General features: G+C 54.5%; 10 protein-coding genes. All 10 read left to right on the forward strand.

Annotated features, from left to right (window positions below; all coding sequences use genetic code 11):
* The first annotated feature begins 242 nt into the window (after nucleotides 1-242).
* Complete coding sequence (locus JG50_RS0111140) at nucleotides 243-1,019, forward strand: 4'-phosphopantetheinyl transferase family protein (protein WP_160173856.1); 777 nt, start codon at nucleotides 243-245, stop codon at nucleotides 1,017-1,019.
* Nucleotides 1,020-1,123: 104 nt separating this feature from the next.
* Nucleotides 1,124-3,439 (forward strand): ACP S-malonyltransferase, encoded by a 2,316-nt coding sequence (fabD, locus tag JG50_RS0111145; RefSeq protein ID WP_033101254.1) that lies wholly within the window; start codon nucleotides 1,124-1,126, stop codon nucleotides 3,437-3,439.
* A 186-nt stretch (nucleotides 3,440-3,625) separates the two neighbouring features.
* Complete coding sequence (locus JG50_RS0111150; RefSeq protein ID WP_033101208.1) at nucleotides 3,626-3,871, forward strand: acyl carrier protein; 246 nt, start codon at nucleotides 3,626-3,628, stop codon at nucleotides 3,869-3,871.
* 23 nt (nucleotides 3,872-3,894) lie between these two features.
* A complete protein-coding gene (locus tag JG50_RS0111155) occupies nucleotides 3,895-4,536 on the forward strand; it encodes an MBL fold metallo-hydrolase (protein ID WP_374057984.1) in 642 nt (213 codons plus the stop codon).
* Between the two features lie 109 nt (nucleotides 4,537-4,645).
* Nucleotides 4,646-5,428, forward strand: a complete 783-nt coding sequence (locus tag JG50_RS0111160) for an alpha/beta hydrolase (protein WP_033101255.1) — start codon at nucleotides 4,646-4,648, stop codon at nucleotides 5,426-5,428.
* A gap of 6 nt (nucleotides 5,429-5,434) precedes the next feature.
* Complete coding sequence (locus tag JG50_RS18870) at nucleotides 5,435-15,547, forward strand: SDR family NAD(P)-dependent oxidoreductase (protein ID WP_052154234.1); 10,113 nt, start codon at nucleotides 5,435-5,437, stop codon at nucleotides 15,545-15,547.
* Nucleotides 15,544-16,770 carry a beta-ketoacyl synthase N-terminal-like domain-containing protein gene (locus tag JG50_RS0111175; RefSeq protein ID WP_033101210.1) on the forward strand — a complete coding sequence of 409 codons (1,227 nt, stop codon included), beginning with the start codon at nucleotides 15,544-15,546 and terminating at the stop codon, nucleotides 16,768-16,770. The genes JG50_RS18870 and JG50_RS0111175 overlap by 4 nt, the downstream gene beginning before the upstream one ends.
* A gap of 21 nt (nucleotides 16,771-16,791) precedes the next feature.
* A complete protein-coding gene (locus JG50_RS0111180; protein ID WP_033101211.1) occupies nucleotides 16,792-18,051 on the forward strand; it encodes a hydroxymethylglutaryl-CoA synthase family protein in 1,260 nt (419 codons plus the stop codon).
* Nucleotides 18,051-18,815: an enoyl-CoA hydratase/isomerase gene (locus tag JG50_RS0111185; RefSeq protein ID WP_033101258.1), complete on the forward strand. Its 765-nt coding sequence runs from the start codon at nucleotides 18,051-18,053 to the stop codon at nucleotides 18,813-18,815. Before JG50_RS0111180 ends, JG50_RS0111185 begins: the two co-directional genes overlap by 1 nt.
* Nucleotides 18,816-18,848: 33 nt before the next feature.
* Complete coding sequence (locus tag JG50_RS0111190) at nucleotides 18,849-19,595, forward strand: polyketide synthase (protein ID WP_033101212.1); 747 nt, start codon at nucleotides 18,849-18,851, stop codon at nucleotides 19,593-19,595.
* Nucleotides 19,596-19,661 lie beyond the last annotated feature (66 nt).

The raw sequence follows: 19,661 nt of genomic DNA on the forward strand, positions 1-19,661 counted from the left end.
CATTACAGGAATGCTCCTTATGCACCTGAGAGAATTCAATCGTTGTTTCGGCACGTTGGAGGATCTTGGGGAACATACGAAACGGTTATGGTAGTGTGTATGCATACAGACGAACGGGGAGAAGTGTGTCTTCAGGCACTTTTATGGCTTGACGAATTAAAATCCGACAGGTGATGGGAGAGGAGCGGAGGGATGATGATCGCAGACAAAGGGGAAAAAAGGCCGGCGGGGAGTCTGAAACCATGATGGCAAGTGATTTGCCGGAAACATGGACGGCGGAGTTAATTTTAAAAGGAATGGATAGAAATTATATGGCCGGTCTGTGCCTGTGTTATTCCCGTCGGATGATGGCATATATGCAGACGGTGAAATTCCTCCAAGCAAAAGAAAGGGAATATTTTGACACCCTTCAGTTTGAACGGAGAATCAAAAGCTATCTCGCCGGGAGATATGCAGGAAAAAGAGCGGTTTCGTTCCTGATTGGAGAAGAAAAGCCGGAACGGGTTTTAATTGAACATGGAATTTTTCATCAGCCAGTCGCCGTTTATCCGGGTTCGTCGAAGGTTCAAGTGAGCATCACCCATTGTGACGATCTCGGAGCGGCGATTGCTTTTCCGGAAGCAGTGCCGATGGGGATTGATATAGAGAGAATTTGCCCTGAGAAAAAAGATGTACTGGAAAGGCAATTGACTGTCAGGGAACAGGACCTCGCCAAATCGATTCCGTTTGCTTATGAAACGGCCCTCACTCTTTTCTGGACTGTGAAAGAAAGTATGTCGAAAGTGTTGAAGACGGGGCTGACCTCTTCTGTTGGAATTTTTTTAATAGAAAAAACAGAAATCAACGATCGTGTGATTGTCAGCCATTTTGTCCATTTTCCGCAGTATTGCGCGGCTTCTTTCATTTTTGAGCCTTATATTTGTTCCATCGCTTATCCGAAGAGAGCCGTATGGGAGACCGGAATGGTCAGGGATCTGCTGGACGATCTTTCCGGTTTGTTAAAGGGAGGGAGAGTGTAAAGCACTAGAGTGTCGGGGGAGGATGGAATGCGGAATTACATAGGAGTTTGAAAAGAAATCCGGTGCTCGTTGCCTCTGGATCAAGCAAAGGGGAGGAAAATGGAATGACCGTTTATGTATTTCCCGGACAGGGAGCCCAGAGCAAAGGAATGGGAGGAACATTATTTGATGAATTCCCCGAATTGACGAAGGTGGCGGATGAGATTCTGGGATACTCCATTAAAGAATTGTGTCTGGAAGATTCGGAAGGAAAATTGGGCTTTACCGAGTTTACGCAGCCGGCGTTGTTTACAGTCAATGCCCTTCATTATTTGAAAAAGATGAAGGAGACCGGCGGGAAACCCGATTATGTGGCCGGACACAGTCTGGGGGAATACAATGCGCTGTTTGCCGCGGGTGTATTTGATTTTGAGACCGGTTTGACATTGGTGAAAAAAAGAGGGGAGTTGATGGGCCGTTGTACGGGAGGCGGCATGGCGGCGGTTATCGGCCTGAAAGAGGCGGAGATTGCGGAAGTTTTGTCGGGGAACGGCTTGGACCGCCTGGATATTGCCAATCTCAATTCACCGACCCAGATTGTCATTTCCGGCCCGACCGAGGAGCTTAAACGGGCGCAGGCGATTTTCGGGCAAATGGAAAAGGTGCGGATGTTTGTCCCCTTAAAAACGAGTGGCGCTTTTCATTCGCGGTATATGAAGGAGATCAAAGCGGAGTTTGCCTCCTTTTTAAAGGGCTTTACGCTGTTTGCACCGGCCATTCCCGTCATTTCCAATGTGAGTGCAAGGCCCTATGGTGCGGACATAAAGCAAAAGCTGATCGAGCAAATTGACCATCCTGTCAGATGGACGGAAAGCATTCAATATTTGATGGGAGCAGGAGAAACGGACTTTGAGGAAGTGGGGCCGGGCAATGTGCTCAAAGGCTTGATTCGGCGCATTCAAAGAGAAGCGGAGCCTTTGAAAGTGGAGGAAAAAGAGCAAACGGTTGCCGGGGAGCTTTTGCCAGTCCCCGCAAAAAGCGCGGCAGCGGCAGATGAACCGGCTTCGTTCCGCATCACGGCCTCATCTTTGGGAAGCGCTTCGTTTAAGCGGGATTACAACCTGAAATACGCTTATCTCACCGGCGGCATGTATCGGGGGATCGCCTCGAAGGAATTGGTCGTGAGAGTGGGCAAGGCGGGAATGATGGGATTCTTCGGCAGCGGGGGATTGCAGCTGAATGAAATCGAAGAGGCGATTCTGGCGATCCAGAGAGAACTGAACAAGGGAGAGGCCTACGGATTCAATCTCGTTCACCAGCTGGCCGACCCGGCAAAGGAAGAAGCGATCGTCCAATTGTTTTTAAGGCACAATGTGCCTGTGATCGAAGCTTCCGCCTTTCTCAGCATCACGCCCGCACTTGTTCTCTATCGCGCCAAGGGTGTTACGAGGGCCGTTGATGGCTCCGTGAAGTGCCAAAATAAAATCATTGCCAAAGTTTCGCGCCCGGAAGTGGCGGAAGCGTTTTTAAGTCCGGCCCCGGAACGCATCGTTGACAAGTTGCTCAGCGAAGGAAAAATCACCCGGCAGGAAGCGGATATGCTGAAACAAGTGCCGATGGCCGATGATTTGACCGTTGAAGCCGATTCCGGCGGGCATACTGATGGCGGCGCGGCTTATGCTCTGCTGCCGGCCATTTTGAAATTGCGGGACCGCCTTGTGGCCAAGTATGGGTATGCCAAGGAGATTCGCGTAGGAGCAGCCGGAGGGATCGGTTCGCCTGAAGCTGCGGCTGCCGCGTTTACGATGGGGGCGGACTATATCCTGACAGGTTCGATCAATCAATGTACGGTGGAAGCGAAGACAAGCCATGCAGTGAAAGATCTGTTGGAGAAAATGAATGTGCAGGATACGGAATATGCTCCGGCCGGGGATTTGTTTGAATTGGGCGCCAAGATTCAGGTTTTGAAAAAAGGGGTGTTTTTTCCCGCACGCGCCAATAAATTGTTTGATTTGTACCGGCACCATGACTCGTGGGATGAGATCGATGCCCAGGTGCGCAAGCAAATTGAGGAAAAATATTTCAAGCGCACTTTTGAGGAAGTTTATGAAATTGTAAAAGGTCATTATTCTCCCGGGGAATTGCAAAAGGCAGAGATGAACCCCAAGCAAAAGATGGCCATGATTTTCAAATGGTATTTTCACTACAGCAATCAGCTCGCTCTCAACGGCAGTGAAGAATCCAGAGTCGATTACCAAATCCATTGCGGTCCTGCGCTGGGATCGTTTAATCAGTGGGTCAAAGGCACACCGCTGGAAAATTGGCGAAACCGGCATGTGGATGAAATCGGCATCCGTCTGCTGGACGAAACCGCCCGGGTTTTAACCGAACGATTCGGTAGGCTTTTTTCCGCTTCTGCCGTGCAGGAGGCGCTGATCTGAAGCATTTACCCGGATGTGTGTTGGACAAATACCGGATTGGATGGAGGGGTTTTGGAAAACGAGGGGTTTTTGCCTGCTGATCCAAAGGCCGGCAAGAGCCCGGTACATAAAAATTTCCTCCAATATCTTTGCAATGTCATGAAATCTGCGATCTTTAATTGACCTTTTGCCCAAGGGGGAAGAAAGATGAAAAGAGAGGATATTTTCGCAATCATCACACAACACGCGCGCGAGGTGGTTCCGGAACTGGAGCATCATGCCTTTCGGCCGGATGACCGTTTGGCGGATTTGGGTGCCAACTCCGTGGACCGCGCTGAGATCATTATGCTGACGTTGGAATCGCTCTCTTTGCAGATCCCGCTCGTTGAATTGTCAGAAGCCCGGAACATTGGCGGTTTGGCTGATATTCTCTTTGAAAAACTGAATGGATGATTTATGAACTGTATCCGTTGAGAATGAGTTACAGTTTTTTCATCAATAACAGTTATCTGATCGTCGAGCCTGAGAGCAGGCAGGCGATCGTGATTGATCCGGCATGGGAATTAAATAAGATCACGGAGCAGCTTGAAAGGACAAAAGCGGATCTCCGGGCGATCCTGTTGACTCATTCTCACCATGATCATGTCAATCTGGTTCCCCCCTTGCTGGAGCGGGCCCAACCGGATGTGTTCATGTCCAGGGCGGAGATCGAAGTTTCCGGCTTTCGTTGCCCGCAACTGCACGCACTGGAAGACGGTGACCGGCTTTCTTTGCGGCAGATGGAGTTGCACTGTCTGCTTACGCCCGGACACACGGCCGGCAGCATGTGTTTTTGGCTTGAAGACAGCCTGTTTACCGGTGATACCCTTTTTGCGGAAGGATGTGGCGCCTGCCATTTGCCGGGCGGTTCTGCGGAGGATCTGTATGTCAGCATTCAGAAGCTCAAGGCGGCGATATCCGATCACGTCCGCATTTATCCCGGACATTCCTTCGGCCAGCCGCCGGGACAGACGATGAAACATCTCCGCGAGCATAACATTTATCTGCAATTGAATCGCAAACATGTTATCAGTTTCCGAATGAGAAAAAACCAGAAAGGCCTGTTTGATTTTCGCTAGCATTCCATAGCGGATTTCGTCAGTGTGCGAAGTTTGCCCGGGCATTGATCCCGTCCTGTTTTTTTTGCCTGAAAAACCCGGGCAAAAGATGAAGGAAAAGGAGTTATTTATGAAGCTGGAAGTGATTTGTGAAATCCCCGGGCAGGGTGCGAAAACCGTCCCGCTGTTGTTCGTGCACGGGGCCAATCACGGAGCCTGGTGCTGGAAGGAGCATTTCCTTCCTTTTTTTCGTTCCCGGGGTTTTCCGTCGTATGCGCTCAGTCTGCGGGGGCACGGCCGGAGCGAGGGCCGTGAAAGCCTCGATTCTTTTTCTCTTGACGATTACAAGGATGATGTGTATCGCGTCATGCTTTCCTTAAAACAGAAACCGGTTCTCATCGGTCATTCCATGGGAGGGGCAGTGGTGCAAAAACTGTTGCACCAATATCCGGAGCAGATCGAGGCGGCAGTCTTGCTGGCTTCTGTTCCGCCGGGCGGGATGCTTTGGGATTTTTTGCGTCTGCTGTTTACCCGCACCGGGGAATTTCGCCGACTCTCATTGTTCAACAGGGGCAAAACCGATGTTTTTCCGGTCGATTTGTTTCTGTCTGACAAGGCGACGGAGCAGGAGAAAAAGGCGCTCAACCGGAAGTTGCAACCTGAATCGTTCAAGGCGAGCAGAGAATGTCTGATGCGGGTGGTGCCCAGGAAGACGGTCGCCAAGGTCCCCCTGTTGATCATCGGGTCAGACCGGGATCAAATGATTTCCAAAAAGACGACTTTGTCCCTTGGACGTTTTTATCAGTCGGAACCGGTGATTTTTTCGGATATGGGCCATGATCTGATGCTGGAAGCGGATTGGAGAGAGGTTGCCGAACAAATCCTTGCTTTTTTAAACAGAAACAAGGAGTGAGGAAAGATGGAGCGCAGGCTGGGGACAATTGCACAGATTAAAGAGAGGTTGGTTCAGGAATTTTTGCAAGTGGCCGGTGAACAGGCGGAACCGGTTGATTTGGATAAAAGTTTTATGGAGATGGGCATGAACTCCATCATGGCAGTCGATTTTGTGGAAGCGGTGAATCGCAGCCTGGGAATTGATTTAGGGGTTGAAGTGGTTTTCGATTACAGAGGAATTCCGGAATTGGCCGAGCATATTGCCGACCGTTACATGACGGAAGAAGTGGGATCAGGCCCCGAAATGGCAACCATCGACGAAGAGACCTCATCCGATATTGCCATTATCGGTATTTCCGGGAAATTCGCCGGTTCGGAAAACCTGGAGGAATTTTGGGCCCACCTGAGGGCGGGTGATTGCTGCATAGAGGAAATCCGCCGGCCCGGTTGGACGGAGAAGGATTATTACCATCCCGATCCCGCCCGCAAAAATCGATCTGTGAGTAAATGGGGCGGGCTTCTGAAACAGATCGACCGGTTCGATGCCGCCTTTTTTGATATTTCGCCTGCGGAAGCGGAACGAATGGATCCGCAGCATCGATTATTCCTGGAAGAAGCATATAAGGCTTTTGAAGATGCCCATTATCCCGTCGAAAAATTATCAGGAAAAAAAGTCGGGGTTTTTGTCGGCGGACGGCCGTCGGACTACAGAGCAGGGCTGTGGGACAGAGGGGTCGATGCACAAACATTTTGGGGCAATGAAATGTCGATGCTCGCTTCGCGCATTTCTTACTTTTTCAATTTCAAGGGCCCCAGTCTTACGGTGGATACTGCCTGTTCCTCTTCTCTGGTAGCCATCCATCTGGCTTGTGAGAGCATTCGCAAGGGTGAGTCGGAAATGGCTTTGGCCGGCGGGGTTTTTGTGGCAAGCACACCGGAATTTTTTGTCCTTTCTTCACAGGCTGGTTTGTTGTCTCCCGATGGTCAGTGCAAAACGTTTGATCCCGAAGCAAACGGCATGGTTTTGGGCGAAGGAGTGGGTGCAGCCGTTTTGAAGCGGCTCGATGCGGCAGTCCGGGACGGTGATCCGATCTACGGCGTGATCAAGGGGTCTGCCGTGAATCAGGCCGGCCGGACCAACGGAGTGACCTCGCCCAGTGCTGCTTCACAAAAGGAATTGATCATCGATGCATATACAAAGTCGGGGATCGATCCGGAAACGATCGGTTACATCGAAGTGCACGGAACCGGGACGAAGCTCGGGGACCTTATCGAGTTGAAGGCATTGACTGAAGCATTTCGCATGTTTACGGATAAATCCTGGTTTTGTGTGATCGGATCGCATAAACCCAACATTGGTCACACCGCCCTGGCCGCTGGCATGGCCGGCTTGTTCAAGATATTACTGTCCATGAAACACGGGGAAATCCCGCCCACCCTCTACGCGGGGAAAAGAGAGAAAAGGAGTGGAGAAGAAACCCCGTTTTGGATCAGCACAAAGCGGCAGGAATGGAAACGGAGCGGGGATGTTCCTCTGAGGGCAGGGCTCAGTGCTCTCGGATCCAACGGGACAAACGCCCACCTGATTATTGAGGAACCCCCGGCACGGGACGTGAACGGGGAGACGGAGGGGCCATCGCCCGGACGGCCTTATTATCTGTTTCCGTTTTCGGCCAAGAGCAAAGAAGCCCTGGAGCAAAAAATGGCCGATATGGTCAGCTGGCTTGAGCGGAAAGGGGATGACTACGCGACGGAGGATGTGGCGAAATCATTATTTTTTGGCCGAAGCCATTTTTCGGTTCGGTGCGCTGTGATTGCCGCAGATTTGGCCGAACTGAAGCAAAAATTGGATGAAATCAAACGGATCGGAACAGCGCAGGATTATGTATGGCAGCGGAAAAAGCCTTCATTTCAGCCGGAACCGAAACAAATCGCCCGCGGAGAGCGGCTGATCAGGGAACTGGCAGAAAATCCGGATCTGCCCCCGGAGCAATATCAGGAGCACCTGACGGCTCTCTCCCGTTTATATGTGCAGGGTTATGACCTGGATTGGTCCGGACTGTTTTCCGACAAGAAGAGCCGTCCCGTGCCGCTGCCGGCCTATCCGTTTCACCGGAAACGTTTTTGGCATTCCGGGATTCCGCACGTTCCCGAGGCCAAACACGGTCTGCAAATGAGTGAAATGGACGGGCTGCTTTGCAAGCTGCTGTTTATGCAACTGGAGTCACTGGGACTGTTTGAGGGAAACCGTCTCGATTTGTCCCGATTGAAAGCCAGGGTGGCAAATTTATACGGCAAATGGCTTGAGCAAAGTCTGGTCTTTTTGACGCGGCATCATTATCTGAAAGCAGATGGGGATGACGGGTATGTGGTCAACCCCGATCGGGTCACTCGCGATGGATGGAATGAGTGGGAACGTCAAAAAGAACGGTGGTTGTCATCCCCCGATACGAAGGCACAGGCGGTTTTGGTCGAGCGAACGCTTCGGAACCTGCCGCAAATTCTTACGGGCAAGGTACCGGCGACCGATATCCTCTTTCCCGATTCCTCGATGGATTTGGTCGAAGGAATCTATCGCAACAATGCGGTTGCCGATTATTTCAATGAGATTGTTGCGCAAAAAGTGGAGGATGCCATCCGCGACCGGGTAAATCAGAATCCTGCTGCGCGCATCCGCATCATTGAAATCGGGGCGGGGACCGGTGGAACAAGTATCAGCGTTTTGCAGAAGCTGAAGCCTTACCGGGAGCATATTCAGGAATATTGCTATACCGACATTTCCAAAGCTTTTTTATTGTATGCGGAAAAAGCATTTGGCAGGCAGTACCCTTACCTGACTTATGCCACTTATGACGCAGAAGCTCCGGCTGCCGGACAGGGAATTGAGACCGGAGTCTATGATGTGGCCATCGCGACCAATGTCCTGCATGCGACGAGGGATATTGCCCGCACTTTGCGCCGGGTCAAGGCTGTTCTCAAGAAGGACGGTTTATTGGTTTTAAACGAGATCAGCAGCCATTCCCTGTTTCTCCATTTAACCTTCGGTCTGTTGCAGGGCTGGTGGCTGTATGAGGATGAAACGTTGCGCCTTCCCGGAGGGCCTGCGGTTCCCCCGGCGATTTGGAAGCATGTATTGGAGCGGGAAGGATTTGAAAATGTGCATTTTCCGGCGCAGAAGGCCCATCCCTGGGGGCAGCAGATCATCATTGCCGAAAGCGACGGGAAGGTCCGGCAAGAGGCACGGCGGCAAGCGAAGCCGGTTTCACTGCCGGAGAAGGGAGATGCATCCGGTGAAGCGGATGTTACCGCACATGGATGGGCCGTAAATGATCAAAAGCTGGAAGCGGCGGTTCAGTCATTGATCGTCGATCATTTAGCCGGGGCATTGTCTGTGGATCCTGAAGAGATCGATTTTGATTCGGCATTTCGCGATTACGGCGTCGATTCCATTACCGGCATTAAACTGGTCCAAGCGATTAATCAGGAATATTTCCTGGAATTGGCGACGACCATTCTGTTTGATTACAGTTCAGTCAACCTGCTCACCCGATATCTGCTGGCCAATTTCAAAGATGTGATTGCGGATGCATTGGGCCGGAGCGAGCCGGAGCGCGTTTGCCGCGAATATGATCCGGGGGATGATTCCGGGGCCGTGAGAGAGCTGCCGAAGCTAGAGGAACGGCGTGCTGGGGAAACGGGAGTCATAAGCGGGAAAGTCCCGATCGCCATCATCGGCGTCAGCGGGAGATTTGCCAAATCCAAAAATGTGCGTGATTTGTGGAAGCATTTGTCTGAGGGGACGAATCTCATTGAAAGGGCGTCCCGGTGGCGTCAGGAGAATAAGGGAGAGCCGGAAGTTTGGGAATACGGCGGTTTTATCGAAGATATCGACCAGTTTGATCCGCTCTTTTTCAACATTTCCGGAATGGAAGCTGCTTCGATGGACCCGCAACAGCGCCTTTTCCTGGAAGAGTGCTGGAATGCTCTGGAGGATGCAGGTTATGCCGGTGCGAAAATTCAGGGTTGCCGCTGCGGGGTTTATGTGGGTTGCAGTGGGGGGGGTTATCAGCAGTTGCTGAATGACGATTCTCCTCCTCAGGCGTTTTGGGGCAATTTGAGCTCGGTCATTCCCGCCCGCATTGCCTATTATTTGAACCTTCAGGGACCGGCAATTGCGGTGGATACGGCTTGTTCCAGTTCACTGGTGGCCGTGTATCTGGCCTGCCAGGGACTGTGGACCGGGGAAACGGAGATGGCGCTGGCCGGAGGCGTGTCGATTCAATGCACGCCGGATTTATACAGGACGGAGCATCGGGCGGGGATGTTGTCTCCCACTGGGCAGTGCTATACGTTTGATGAACGGGCCAACGGATTTGTCCCCGGCGAAGGTGTTGGCGTGGTGGTTCTGAAACGCTTGGAGGACGCCCTTGCGGACGGGGATTACATTTACGGAGTGATCCGCGGTTCGGCGATCAATCAGGACGGCACGACCAACGGGATCACCGCTCCCAGCCAGCGTTCTCAGGAACGTCTGGAGCGCTTTGTCTATGACCAGTTTGGCATCAACCCGGAAGAGATTCAGATGGTGGAGGCACATGGAACCGGAACCAAACTGGGCGACCCGATCGAATTTCAGGCGTTGACGCAAGCGTTTCGATCCTATACGGACAAAAAGGAATATTGCGCGATCGGTTCCATCAAGACCAATATCGGGCATGCGCAAATGGCAGCGGGGATCGCCGGTCTCATCAAAATCCTGCTTGCCCTGAAGCATAAGCAAATCCCGCCTTCTCTTCATTTCAGGAAAGGCAATGCCAATATTTCATTTAAAGACAGCCCGTTTTTTGTCAATACGCAGCTGAGAGACTGGAAAGTTGAGCCCGGAGTCAAGCGTCGGGCGGCCATCAGCTCCTTTGGCGTGAGCGGAACCAACGCCCATATGGTAATTGAGGAAGCGCCGGAGGTCAGAAGGCAGCACCCGGACAAGCCCGGTTATCTGCTCGTTCTGTCGGCACGTTCCGAGGAGGAGTTGCGGAAACAGGCGGGCCAACTCATCGACCATTGCAAGGAAGAAGACAAGACGGATTGCGGAAATATGTGCTATACCCTGTTGGTCGGCCGACAGCATTTTAAACATCGCCTGGCCTGTGTGGTGCGTGATTTGGACGATGCTGTTGAACAATTGGAGCAATGGCTGAACCGGAAATCCGGTTCCACCGTATTCTCGATGGAAACGGATGGGAAGCACAGGGAGCTGCCGGCACTGAAGAAGTTCGGCAACCACTGCATCCGCGCCTGTCAGGATTTGGACGGGGATGCTGACTATCTGGAGAATTTGGCCACTGTGGCCGAGCTTTACGTTCAGGGATATGAACTGGATTATGAAGGGCTGTTTGCGGACGGGCAATACAGCCGTGTTCCTCTGCCCACCTATCCGTTTGCCCGGGAACGTTACTGGGTTCCTGAAGCGAAAACCGCTGCCCCTGTCCCGGCGGAGACGATGGTGGCGGCAGAAACAGAACCTGCCGGAAATGCAGAACCGGAGGAAGAAGGCTATGAACTGATGACCTTTGCCGAAGAGTGGCAGGCGGAGGATCTGCCGGAAGGCCGGGTGTCCACCCCGGCGGCACTGGTCTGTTTTCTGTCGAACCCGGATTATCAAGAGGCCGTGCATGCGGCCGTGCAAGCACGCCAGCCGGGGACGGAAGTGATCTTCGTGGCCCAGGGCCGTTCCTCCGGCAAGCAGAGCCGGGGACAGTACCGCCTGAACCGCGACGACGGAGCGGCTTTCCGTCAGGTCTTGGACAGCCTCGCTTCCGATTGCGGCGGGGATTTTGCACTGCTCTACCTGTGGCCGTTGGAAGATGCGGGCTGTATTGAGGATTCGGCCGTTCTGTTCCGCCTGTTGCAGGCTGTCGGAGAAGCCGGGCGGAAACCGTCCCGGCTGTTATGGGCCGGGGCATGGAGAACGAGCCTTGAACGCTGCTGTCTGGAATCCTGGATCGGTTGGGAACGTTCCCTCGGCCTCATCCTGCCGCAGACCCGCGTCGCGGGGATTCTGCGGGAAGCCGGTCCCGGTCCGGCGGTGGACATGGAAGCCTGGCTGTCGCTCCTGTGGGCGGAGTTGCACACCCCTTCACCGCAGAGTGTCCTGTATGAGGGAGAGCAGCGGTACACCTGCCGGATCCGTCCTGTTTCTTTGGGAGAGGAAAGATGGCGCATCCAAGCGAACGGAACCTACCTGATCACCGGCGGAGGCGGCGGATTGGGCCGGATCCTGGCTGCCCGCCTGGCCCGTTCCGGGCCGGTCAACCTGATTTTGACCGGCCGTTCGCCGCTGGATGCCCGGTTGCAAGCGGAGCTGACGTTGCTGGAAGGAACGGGCAGCCGGGTGCTGTACCGGCAGGCGGACGTCTGCGATGCCGTGGCGATGCGCGAAGTGCTTCGGGAAGCCAAAGCGCGGTTTGGCGGGGTGAACGGCGTCATCCATGCGGCCGGTTTGCAGAGCAAAGAGCCGCTCTTCACCGAATCGGAGGCCGATTTTGCCCGGGTGCTGGCCCCGAAAGTGAAGGGAACCCAAGTGCTGGATGAGGTGCTGTCCGGGGAACCGCTCGACTTTCTTCTCTGTTTTTCCTCCGCCGCGGCGATTCTCGGCGACATGGGCGCCGGGGACTACGCCGTCGCCAACCGCTTCCTGACGGCTTATGCCCGGGAGCGCAACCGGCAGCAAAGGCAGGGCCTGCGCAGCGGCAAAACGCTGGTGGTTCACTGGCCGCTGTGGAAGGAAGGCGGCATGGGCTTGGGAGACGATGAGCAGACCCACCTCTACCTGAAATCGAGCGGCCAGCGCGCGCTGGAAACGGAAGAGGGCCTGGACTTGCTTGAGCGCGTGCTGGAGCAGGAACAGACACAACTGTTGGTTCTGGCCGGTCAGCCTGACCGGGTGCATCGTTTCCTGGGGCTGTACAGGGAGCCGGAGCCGCAGCAGCCGGAACCGGCAGCCGGGCTGCCGGCCGGAAAAGGGCGCAGGCCGGAGATGAAGGGGCTCAGCGTGCGGCAATGCCTGGAATGGGATTTGCGGGAGCTCTCCGGCCAGCTGCTGAAAATCCCCCGCGAGAAACTGGATCTCACCAGCAACCTGGCCGATTTCGGTTTTGATTCGATCACACTGGCGGCGTTTGCCGAACAGTTGACCCGGCATTACGGCATTGAGCTGACCCCGGCGGTCTTCTTCGGCTATCCCACCCTGGGCAAATTGGCCGATTATTACCTGTCCGAACACAAGGAAGCGCTGGAGGCGTTTTACCGGGAAGCGCCGCCTGCCCCGGAAAGGAAGCCGGCGGTGGACATGCCCGTCCGGCCGGCGGCCGAACCGGAGCCATCGCGAAGGAAGCAGCCGGTGCAGGAGAAAGCGCGGCCTTCCGCAGTTCCCGAACCGATCGCCGTGATCGGGATGAGCGGCCGGTTCCCGGGAGCGCGCAATATTGAAGAAATGTGGCAGCATCTGCTGAACGGAGAGGATCAGGTGCGCGCCGCCGGGGCGGAGCGCTGGCCGGGGAGCGGGGCGGAACGATGGAAATTCGGGGCCATTCCCGGTGTCGATGAATTCGATCCCCTGTTCTTTGAAATTTCGCCGCGCGAAGCCCGGAGCATGGACCCGCGTCAGCGGCTGTTGCTTCAGGAAGCGTGGAACGCATTGGAAGATGCCGGCTATGGGCCGGTGCAGATCAAGAACCGGAAGATCGGCATGTTTGTCGGGGTGGAAAACGGCGATTACAAGTATCTGACCGGTTTTGATGCCCCGATCACGTCCAACCATGACGCGATTCTCGCGGCCCGGCTCTCTTATGTACTCAATCTGAACGGCCCCAACCTGGCCGTCAATACCGCCTGTTCCTCCGGACTGGTGGCTGTCCATCTCGCCTGCCAGAGCCTGCGCAGCGGCGACTGCGATACAGCCATTGCCGCCGGAGTCAACCTGATCCTCGTCCCGCAGACGCTCGAAGCGATCGGGCAGGCGGGAATGCTCTCGCCGGATGGGCGGTGTTATGCCTTTGACCAAAGAGCCAACGGCATGGTTCCCGGTGAAGCCGTGGCCGTGGTCGTGCTGAAGCCCCTTTCCCGGGCGATCGCGGACAAGGACCCGATCCATGCGGTGATCCGGGGCAGCGGCATCAACTATGACGGCAAGACCAACGGCATTACCGCGCCCAGCGGGGTGGCGCAGACACAACTGTACAAAGAGGTGTATGACCAGTACGGGATTAACCCAGAAGATCTGGAGTATATCGTGGCCCACGGAACGGGAACGCGCCTGGGTGACCCGGTGGAGGTCAACGCGCTTCGCGATGCTTTTCAAAGCTATACCGACAAGGAAAACTTCTGCGCCCTGACCTCGACCAAAACCCATTTCGGCCACACCTTTGCCGCCTCCGGTCTGGTCAGTCTGATCAGCCTGGTGCAGGCGATGCGCCATGAGACCATCCCGGGCAGCCTCCATTGTGAGCAGGAAAATGAATACATTCGCTGGAAGGGCAGCCCGTTTTATGTAAATAAAACGAACCGGCCGTGGAAGGACAAGGAAGGGAAGCGGAGACTGGGGGCCGTGAGCGCCTTCGGGATGAGTGGAACCAATGTCCATCTGGTGCTGGAGAGCTATCCGGAAGAAAGGAGTGCGGCCCGGCACCGTCTTCCTTATTACTTGCTCGCTCTGTCCGCCAAGACCCGGGAGGCGCTGGAAGCGAAGATCAGCGACATGATCGCTTTTCTGGAGAAGGAAGAGTGGAGGGAAGAAGATTTATTGCCTCTCAGTTACACTCTTTTGAACGGACGCCAGCATTTCCGCCATCGCTGTGCCGTGGTCGTACAGGGCAGAGAGGATGCCATTTATGCATTGAAACAAGCGGCCGGTCAAGAGAAAATGCCGCATATCGTTCACGGTCAGGTACCGAACCGGTTTACCGGCCAAAAAGCGATTCAAACGTATGTGCGTGATCTGCTCAAACAAAGCGTCGGTTTGCGTGAAGATCCTGTGCAGTACCAGGAAACCCTTTTGGCCTTGGCCGAGTTTTACTGTCAGGGCTATGAGCCGGAATGGGAGCTGTTGTTTGCCGGAACAGATTCGCACCGCCTGCATCTGCCGACTTACCCTTTTGCCAGAAACACTTACTGGGTACCCGGAAAAGAGCATGGGACGAGCAGCACCGAGCAGGGGACACCGCCGGTTTTGACTCCGATGGTTTTGCGCGATCCCGTTGTTCACCCGGAGGCGCCTCAACCACCAAAGGTTTCCGTTCCCGGGAAGCGCACGTTGCCGGACATGCCTGCCGTGATCGGAAACCATCAGCCCAAACCGAAACCGGGGCGGATTGTCCTGTCGCCTTTAACTGCAGAAAAAACAGATTCTTTGGCCGCAGGAGCGGAGGCAGCCGGAGAGAGCATTGAGGAAGAACTGGCAGCAATGCTGGCGGATGTCCTGGTCATGGACCGGGCCGAGCTGGATGCGGAAACGCCGTTTATTGAGCTGGGGATGGACTCGATTGTCGGAGTGGAATGGATTCAGTCCGTGAACAGACGGTATGGGGTGGAGCTTACTGCCAACATCATCTATGAATATCCTGATCTCCGCCGCTTTGCCGTCTTTTTGGCACAGGAGATGAACGGACAGGAGCCGGCCGGGCTTTCCGCAGCTTCCCTGGTTCCGCTTCCGCCCGAATTGCAGCCTGCCGCAAAAACGGAGGAAACCCATCCGGCTGTTTCCCTCTCATCTGTCTCCGGGGAAGACGTACTGGAATTTTTGGTCTCCAGTTTGGCGGAATCACTTTCCATGGACAGAGAAGAGGTGGATATAGATGCGGAGCTGATTGATCTGGGACTGGACTCCATCATTGGTGTGGAGTGGATCCAGGCGGTGAACAAGCGCTACGGGATCTCGCTTACCGCCAACAACATCTATGAATATTCGAACCTGCGCCGGTTTGCCGCATATCTGAAAGAGAAACTGTCTGATGCGGGAAAAGAAGCGAAGCAGGAGCCGGCCGGGTTAAACCTGGAGGAATTCATACGCCGGGTTCAGGCAGGCGATATCGACATTGAAGAGGCCGAGCAACTATTGCACCGGGGAGGCATCACAAAATGAGCTACAGCCCGTCTGATTTGCAAATCACCGGGGCAGGCATCACTTCCGCCAGCGGTCAGGGTAAAGCCGCCTTTACATCTGCCCTGATGCGGGGGGAGCATGCCTTCGGAATCATGAAACGGCCGGGCCGGCAGAAGGGGACTTCCTTTATCGGCGCGGAGATCGCGGAACTTTCCTATCCGGATCGCCTTTCCAAAAAACTGCTGCGAACGGCATCCTATTCCGCCCATGTGGCCTTGATCACCCTTGAGGAAGCATGGCGGGAGGCGAAGTTGGATGAGGCCGATTCCGCCCGGATCGGACTGATTGCGGGCGGGTCCAACTTTCAGCAGCGGGAATTGCTTCAAACCTTTGAAGCTTACCGTGACAAGCCGCATTTTATCTCTCCGGCTTACGCGCTTTCCTTTATGGACAGCGATATTTGTGCGCTTTGCACGGAACAGTTTGGCATCCGGGGATTCGCTTGTACCGTCGGCGGTGCATCGGCGAGCGGGCAATTGGCGGTAATCCAGGCCTGCCAGGCGGTACTCTCGGGTCAGGTCGATATTTGCATCGCCCTCGGGGTCTTGACCGATCTTTCCCATATGGAGTGTCAGGCCTTTCGCTCTTTGGGGGCGATGGGTTCTGACCGCTATGCGAACCGGCCTGATTTGGCCTGCCGCCCTTTTGACAAGAACCGGGACGGCTTTATTTACGGGGAAAACTGCGGAGCCGTGGTGATCGAACGGGCGGAAACGGCTCGAAGACGCGGAGTCAAACCGTATGCCCGCATTTCGGGATGGGCGTGGGGGATGGATGGAAATCGCAATCCCAATCCTTCCTTTGAAGGCGAGGTCCGCGTCATTCGCAAAGCATTGGGGCAGGCCGGACTCGCTCCGGAAGAGATCGATTACATCAATCCGCATGGAACCGGTTCACGCATCGGGGATGAGACGAAGCTACGGGCATTGGCTGAATGCGGTCTTGCGCATGCCCGCATCAATGCGACCAAATCGGTCACCGGCCACGGCCTCAGCGCAGCGGGGATCGTGGAAATCATCGCCACCCTCTTGCAGATGAAGGAATCACGGCTTCATCCCACCCGCAATCTGCAAGAACCGATTGACGAATCATTCCCCTGGGTGCGGGGCGAGGCGCTTCCGGCCGATATCACCCATGCCTTGAGTTTGAGCATCGGCTTCGGTGGCATCAATACCGCGATTTGTTTGAAAAAAGAAATGTAATCTTCGGGAGGGGATCAGCACATGGTTGCTGTCGGAATTGAGGCAATGAATATTTTTGGCGGAACCGCTTACCTGGACGTCATGGAACTGGCTCAGCATCGGGCATTGGATGAAACCCGCTTTGAAAATTTATTGATGAAAGAAAAAGCCGTAGCACTTCCCTTTGAAGACCCGGTGACCTGTGGAGTAAATGCGGCCAAGCCGATTGTCGACGCTTTATCCGAAGAGGAAAAAGAGCGGATCGAACTTCTGATCACCTGCTCCGAGTCGGGGATCGACTTTGGCAAATCGATCAGTACTTACATTCACCACTATTTGGGGCTGAGCCGAAACTGCCGCCTGTTTGAATTGAAACAAGCCTGTTACTCCGGGACTGCCGGTTTGCAAATGGCCGTCAATTTCATCTTGTCCCAAACCTCTCCCGGTGCTAAAGCGCTGGTAATCGCCAGTGACATCTCGCGTTTTTTGGTTGCGGAAGGGGGCGAGGCGCTGACCCAGGACTGGTCTTATGCGGAGCCCAGCGGCGGAGCGGGAGCAGTTGCCCTGTTGATTAGCGAAACCCCTTACCTGTTTCAGGTGGATGTCGGGGCGAACGGCTATTACGGCTATGAGGTGATGGATACCTGCCGACCGATCCCGGACAGTGAAGCCGGAAATGCCGACCTGTCTTTGCTGTCTTACCTCGATTGCTGCGAACAAACCTTTTTGGAATACCAAAAACGCGTCGCCGATGTCGACTACCGGCAAACGTTCCAATATCTCTGCTTTCACACGCCGTTCGGCGGGATGGTCAAAGGAGCGCACCGCACCATGATGCGGAAACTGGTGAAGGCCAAGCCGCAGGAGATTGAGGCTGATTTTGAGCGGAGGGTGTTGCCGGGGCTGAGGTACTGCCAGCGCGTCGGGAATATCATGGGGGGCAGCGTTCTTTTATCTTTGCTGAGCACGATCGACCAAGGGAACTTTGATACGCCGAAACGCATCGGCTGTTTCTCCTACGGCTCGGGCTGCTGCTCGGAATTTTACAGCGGGGTCGTGACACCTCAGGGGCAGGAAAGGCTGCGCCGCTTTCAAGTGGAAGAGCAGCTGAATAATCGCTACCGTTTGTCGATGGAGGAATATGAACAATTATTGCTCGGCAGCCATGCAGTGAAATTCGGAACGCGCAACGTGAAGCTCGATCTTGACTTCATCCCGGGGGCATTGGACGCGACTCGTGGAAAAAACCGTTTGGTTTTGGAGGAGATTCGTGAATTTCATCGGGAGTATCGGTGGTTATGATGGAGTATCAAACGGTGAAGGTGAGGGAGCAGCAGCAGATTTGTTTTTTGCAGTTTTATCGTCCGGAGGCGAACAACACGATCAATGACCGCATGGCGGAGGAATGCCATCACGTGCTTGACCGGTATGAGGAATCAGCCAAAATCCTGGTCATGGAAGGGCTGCCGGACGTTTTTTGTTTTGGGGCCGACTTTCAGGAGATGCATGACCGGATGGCAAACGGCAGACAGAGTGAACGCAATCCCGGGCGCTTATATGATCTGTGGATGCGCCTGGCAACCGGCCCTCTCCTGACCATTTCACACGTGAGGGGAAAAGTGAATGCGGGAGGGATCGGATTTGTCGCCGCCAGCGATATTGTCCTGGCTGAACGGACGGCGCAATTCAGCCTGTCGGAGCTGTTGTTCGGCGTGTTTCCCGCGGCGGTGCTTCCGTTTCTCATTCGCCGCACCGGCACGGCCAAAGCCAATTACATGACGGTCATGACCAAGGCGATCTCGGCCGAACAAGCCGCATCCTGGGGACTGGTCGACGCTTGTGACGATGACAGCCGCTCTTTGCTCCGCAAGCATTTGCTGCGGCTGAAACCTTTATCAAAAAGTGCGGTAGTGAAGTACAAGCGCTACATGCAGAGGATTAGCGAGCCCCTGGCGCAGGCAAAGCCGATCGCCGTCAAGGCCAATTTGGAAATGTTCTCAGACCCGCAAAATCTGACCGGAATCTATTGGTACATCGAAACGGGAAAGTTTCCCTGGGAGGAATGAACCCATTTTGCTAAAGAAAGGAGCGAGCGGGCGATGGAATCGGTTGTTCACTTTCAGGAAATCGAGCCGGAGATCGTGCTTTTGACCATGGAGGACCGGGTTCATAAAAATACGTTCTCAAAGGAGTTAATTGACGGTTTGCTTGAAGCCTTCGCCGTCATTGAGGCGAGCAATGTCTACAAAGTTGTGGTTTTAACCGGATATGACAGTTACTTCGCTTCGGGCGGAACCCGGGAGGGGCTGCTGGCGATCCATGAAGGCAGGGAGAAATTTACCGACAAGAATGTTTACAGCCTGGCGCTGGACTGCAAAATCCCTGTCATTGCAGCGATGCAAGGGCACGGCATCGGCGGTGGCTTTATCATGGGCTTGTTTGCCGACTTTGTGATTTTGAGCAGGGAAAGCGTCTATACGACCAATTTTATGAAATACGGGTTTACCCCCGGGATGGGCGCAACTTGCATTTTGCCGAGGAAACTGGGAATCAGCCTGACTGAAGAGCTGTTGATCAACTCCGGAACGTACCGGGGGGCGGAATTGGAAAAACGGGGGATTCCTTTCCCCGTTCTGCCCAGAGCGGAGGTTCTTGGCCATGCCCTGGAATTGGCGCGTCAGATTGCCGAAAAGCCGAGGTATTCCCTCATCCTGCTCAAAGACCATCTGGTTGCCCCGATTCGCGAAGAACTGCCGTCGATTGTGGAGCGGGAAGTGATGATGCATGAAAAGACGTTTCACCAGCCAGAGGTGAGAGAGCGAATCAATGCGCTGTTCGGGAAATGACGGGGGTGAATGGCCGGTATGAATACAAAGGAACTGTTTCGCGCGCTGCAAGCCGGTGAAATCAGC

Origin of the sequence: Thermoactinomyces daqus, from assembly GCF_000763315.1 — a bacterium.
Lineage (GTDB): Bacteria > Bacillota > Bacilli > Thermoactinomycetales > Thermoactinomycetaceae > Thermoactinomyces_A > Thermoactinomyces_A daqus.